Here is a 4,666-nt window from a genome sequence, read left to right on the forward strand (position 1 = left end):
GGTCAGGTGTCGGTCGTGGTGCGGCGCAGCTCGCGGTAGATGGTGGTGCGGGAGACGTTGAACAGCTCGGCTAGCTCGGCTTGGGTGTGCTCGCCGGCGGCGTGCAACGTCAGCAGGTGCTTGCGCTGAGAGGGCGAGAGCTTGGGCTTCTTGCCTTTGAGTTTGCCCTTGGATCTGGCGATGGCCATGCCTTCGCGGGTGCGCAGGCGGATGAGGTCCGCCTCAAACTCGGCCACCATGCCGAGCACGTTGAACAGCAACCGGCCGACGGCGTCGTTGGGGTCGTAGGCGCTGCCTCCGAGACTGAGCGCCACTCCCTTGGTGGTGAGCTCGTCGGCGATGTCCCTCGCGTCCGGGAGCGAGCGGGCCAGCCGGTCGAGCTTGGTCACCACCAGGGTGTCGCCGTCCCGGGTCGCGGCCAGCGCTTCGCGCAGCCCGGGCCGGGCGCGGGTCGTTCCCGTCAGGCCGTGGTCGAAGTAGATGTCCTTGTTCTCGACTCCGAGGCGCTCGAGTGCTTCCCGTTGGGCGGAGAGGTCTTGCTCGAGAGTCGAGACGCGCGCGTAGCCGACATGCCTGCCCCCATTGTTGCAGTTATCCTCCCCTCACCGCCCACGTCGCCGTACGGCTCATGCGTACATGACGATCCCTCACAAGAAGTCGTCGAGGACTGAGCTCGCTCGACGTACGGTGAAGGATCCCCTTACGGGCATGCGATCTGGGCTGACGCCTGTGACCGAGTGTTCAGTGCGCGCTGTATAGTTCAGTCCATGCTGACTATTGCTTCGCGTCTCGACGTGATGAACCGCCTGGGTCGTGCACTGGCCGACCCCACTCGATCCCGGATCATCTTGACCCTGCTCGACCATCCCGCTTACCCGGCGGAACTGGCCCGAGATCTGGACCTGACACGCCCGAACGTGTCCAACCACCTGGCATGCCTGCGCGATTGCGGGATCGTCGTCTCCGAGCCCGAGGGTCGTCGGACACGATATGAGATCGCCGATTCGCACCTGGCGCAGGCGCTGACGGCACTGGTCGATGCCACCCTGGCAGTGGACGAAGACGCCCCGTGCATCGATCCCGCCTGCTCGCTTCCCGGATGCGACGCAGCTGGGGAGGGCGCATGATCCTCACCTCGGTCTTGCAGGCGATGGGCCTGTTCGCAGCGACCAACATCGACGACATCATCGTGCTCTCCCTCTTCTTCGCGCGAGGGGCAGGCCAGCGCGGCACTACCGCCCGCATTCTGGCCGGCCAGTACCTCGGATTCGCCGGCATCCTCGGTGCCGCGGTCCTGGTGACCATCGGCGCCGGAGCATTCCTGCCCTCGGCAGCCATCCCGTACTTCGGTCTCATCCCTCTGGGCCTCGGCCTCTGGGCCGCATGGCAGGCCTGGCGCGGAGACGATGACGACGATGACGACGAGGCCAAGGTTGCCGGCAAGAAGGTCGACGTGTGGACAGTCGCAGGCGTCACCCTTGCCAACGGCGGCGACAACATCGGCGTCTACACCCCTGTCTTCCTCAGCGTGGAACCTCTCGCAGTAGTCGCCTACTGCATCGTCTTCCTCGCGCTCGTCGCGGTCCTGGTGGCCCTGGCAAAGTTCGTCGCCACCCGCCCCCCGATCGCCGAAGTGCTCGAACGCTGGGAGCACGTCCTCTTCCCCATCGTTCTCATCGGCCTCGGCATCGTGATCCTCGTCAGCGGCGGAGCCTTCGGACTCTGACGTAGCGGCAGCGATCCAAACGGCCCCGACCGGGCGCACCCCTCTCGGTTCAGACCGCGACACCTACCTGCAGCCAGTCCTGCGTGATCGCGGCAACAAGACCGCCACGGAGCGCTGCAAAAACCCCGCCACCAAGCGAACGAAGCCACAGGGCAGGGCGTGTAAAGGGGTATACCCGACTGGACACGAACGGGAGCGGGCCTCCGAGCCGTTCGGCGGGAGGGGGGTGCGACCCTTCTCCCGCACTGGCGGCTAGAGCCGGCGCTCCAGGTGGCCCTATGACCCCACTTGACCCTCACCTCACGTGAGGGCCCAGGCTGAGGCGCATGAGCAACTACTACAACGCAGTCGAGATGAGCCCTGTCCTCGCCCCCGGCCCTGAGGCCACCGCCCCGGAGCGGTTCGAGGGGATCTACCGGATGCCCTCGTTCGTGACGATCCCCACATCAGACCTGACCGCCTCGGTGGACTTCTGGACGCAAGGGCTCGACTTCTTCGAGCTGTTCAGCGTGCCCGGTCAGCTGGTCCACCTGCGCCGCTGGGCCTTCCAGGACGTCCTGCTGGTGCCGACCCCCGTCACCCTGGAGCAGGAGGCGCCGGCCATGAGCGTCAGCTTCGCGTGTCTGCTGGATCAGATCGATGACCTCGAGCAACGGTGCCGCGCCGCAGGTGTCGGCGCAGTCGGCGAGCCCGTGGACACGCCCTGGGGTTCGCGTGACCTTGAAGTGATCGCCCCCGAGAAGGCACGCGTGGTCTTCACGGCCACCAAGCCCTTCGATCCGGCCAGCGCCACGGCACAGAACCTCGAGGCCATGGGGATCACCGCCCCCGACGCCGTCGGGCAGGACAATGAGGTGCATGCCTGAGAAGCCCGACGCCGCGGACCTGCGAGGCCAAACGCATTCGCCAGCGCCACGAGCACGCCACCGCCGAAGACAGCCGCGACTACTACGCCGCCGTGCTCGCCCACGTGCACGAGCTCAACGCCGCCTTCTCCGAGCCACTCCCGGCCAATGAGGCCCGCGACATCGCCGCCAGCATTCACCGATGGGTCACCACGCGCTTCTACGGCTGGACAGACGCCCGCACCGTCCAGCAGGCGTCCCTGTCCACGCTCCAAGCCTTCAGAGGCCGCCAGAGCGGAGCGAAGCGACGCAACGCCGTTGAGGAGCGTGCCCGTTTGATCGTGGGAGAGGACGCATGACCAGCACACCTACACGCGCCAAGCGCAAGCAGACCGCCCGCGAACTAGCCGAGCGATTCGGAGTCTCGCCGCGCACCATCCGCCGCACCGTCGCCCAGGAACGCGCGGACTACTTGGCGGACGCCGCCGCGCGCCATGAACGCATCCGCGCCCTGCGCGCGGAAGGGCTCTCCATGCGCGCCATTGCCGCCAAGGAAGGCGTCACCGTCGGGACGGTGCACTACGCGATCCACAAGGACGACTGAGACCAGCAAGAAAGCCCCTCAGCGTCTCAACGGAGGACCAGCGACATCAGAAGGCTCTGACACGGAAACGTGCTCTACTCCAAAGTGCGAGCTCCTAAGGGCCGCGATGAACGCCAACCGGCCATCAGCATCGCCCAGGAAGAGGTCCTCTTGAGCGAGAGGGATCAGAGAGCAATAGCGGTGCATAGAGAACGCACAGTATGGTGGGGCGCGTCACATCCACTCGAAGGAGACTCTCGTGCCCGACAAGCATCGACCGCGCCTCTCTCGTCTAGCCCAGTCCGGGGCCGCGTTTTCCCTCGTAGGAGCCCTCACCATCAGCAACTTCGGGGCTACCGCCTGGGCGGCCCAGCCCGCCTTCACCCCTCAAGCAACAGACGGGTACGCAGCCGCCGCCTCGCTTCCCGGCGACTTCGAGAATCAAGGAAGCACATCCAGCGAGTGGGATGATTACTTCTCTGATCTTCTAATCGAGGAAAAGAAGACCGGCCCGGAAGTAGCCGAAACGCAGGCGTTGCCCTGGGCTGTCCATAGGTGCCTCATGGGAATCGGTCTCAATGGGCCTCAGATCACCCAGATCATGGTTCGGGGGACCCCTGAGGCGCTTCTCGCCGCAGGAGGACGGGCTGCGCTTGCCTGCCTGAGGGGAAAGTGACCTATGCCACTCCGAGGCATTTCCCGCTCAGCCCTTGAAGAGGAGCTAAGGGCAGTCAACGCGAAACTCTCCACCCACCCTCTAGCATCCGCTCCAGTCAAGGAAGCGCACGCACTCATTGCAACGATGCAAGGAGCAGACAAGACAGAGGTCTCCAAAAGGCTGTCTGACAAGGGGCTCCCATCCCTCGACGAACTTGGAGCCCTCCAGCTCAAGGGGTCAGTTTCTTGGTGGCGCCTAAACAGGAAGAAGAATAAGCTCGAAAAGAAGCTAGAAGAAAAATCAGAATGACGAATATTATAGTCGCTTTGATTGAGAGCCTCGCTTCTAGCTTTGTGACCCCACCCCCTCCTGTGATTAGTTCACTTCTTATGAAGAATTGAACTACTTTTCACGCTGGCACGGACTACCCAGCTCCAGCCAATCCCAAATGGCCCTCCCGCGTCCTCGTGGAGCGGTCCGGGGTGCACCCCGGACCGCTCCGGCGCACGGTTGCCCAGCCCTGCGAGAAGTACTTCGTCAAGGTCGCCGCGCTCCATGAACGTATCCGCGCCATGCGCACCGAAGACATGACCATGCGCGCCATTGTCGAGCGCGAAGGCGTCAGCACACGCGCGCCGTTCATTACGCGATCCACAAGAACGACCCGCCGCGCACCCCGGACACCCCCCAGGCCCCCCAAAACGGACGCCTCCGCCGACGCTTGACCCCCTGCGCCTGCACCCCCAGCACAGTGCAACGAATCCCGGCCTGACTAGGTGTAGGAGGGCATGACGTTGTTGACTCGCGCTGGGGCCAACGAGGCCGGTGGAGCATCTCCGCAGGAGGTATGCGGC

The 4,666-nt window shown here is 64.9% G+C and carries 5 protein-coding genes and 1 pseudogene; 5 read left to right on the forward strand and 1 reads right to left on the reverse strand.

Features of this window, described 5'->3' with window-relative positions:
* Nucleotides 1-2 precede the first annotated feature (2 nt).
* Nucleotides 3-572, reverse strand: a pseudogene (locus KVS67_RS11160) (recombinase family protein); the annotation flags it as partial.
* Nucleotides 573-767: 195 nt separating this feature from the next.
* Between KVS67_RS11160 and KVS67_RS11165 the strand changes: the two are divergent.
* The 5 genes from KVS67_RS11165 (at nt 768) to KVS67_RS11185 (ending at nt 3,175) form a co-directional block, all read left to right on the forward strand.
* Complete coding sequence (locus KVS67_RS11165; protein ID WP_006590980.1) at nt 768-1,127, forward strand: helix-turn-helix transcriptional regulator; 360 nt, start codon at nt 768-770, stop codon at nt 1,125-1,127.
* Nucleotides 1,124-1,726, forward strand: coding sequence for a cadmium resistance transporter (locus tag KVS67_RS11170; protein ID WP_115261550.1), 603 nt, complete (start codon nt 1,124-1,126; stop codon nt 1,724-1,726). Before KVS67_RS11165 ends, KVS67_RS11170 begins: the two co-directional genes overlap by 4 nt.
* A gap of 326 nt (nt 1,727-2,052) precedes the next feature.
* Nucleotides 2,053-2,592, forward strand: coding sequence for a VOC family protein (locus KVS67_RS11175; RefSeq protein ID WP_020626393.1), 540 nt, complete (start codon nt 2,053-2,055; stop codon nt 2,590-2,592).
* Nucleotides 2,593-2,684: 92 nt separating this feature from the next.
* A complete protein-coding gene (locus tag KVS67_RS11180) occupies nt 2,685-2,930 on the forward strand; it encodes a primase C-terminal domain-containing protein (RefSeq protein ID WP_020626394.1) in 246 nt (81 codons plus the stop codon).
* Complete coding sequence (locus tag KVS67_RS11185) at nt 2,927-3,175, forward strand: HTH domain-containing protein (RefSeq protein WP_020626395.1); 249 nt, start codon at nt 2,927-2,929, stop codon at nt 3,173-3,175. The genes KVS67_RS11180 and KVS67_RS11185 overlap by 4 nt, the downstream gene beginning before the upstream one ends.
* The last annotated feature ends 1,491 nt before the right edge of the window (nt 3,176-4,666 follow it).

It is taken from the genome of Micrococcus sp. GbtcB5, from assembly GCF_019091605.1.
In the GTDB taxonomy this organism is placed as follows: Bacteria; Actinomycetota; Actinomycetes; order Actinomycetales; family Micrococcaceae; genus Micrococcus; species Micrococcus luteus.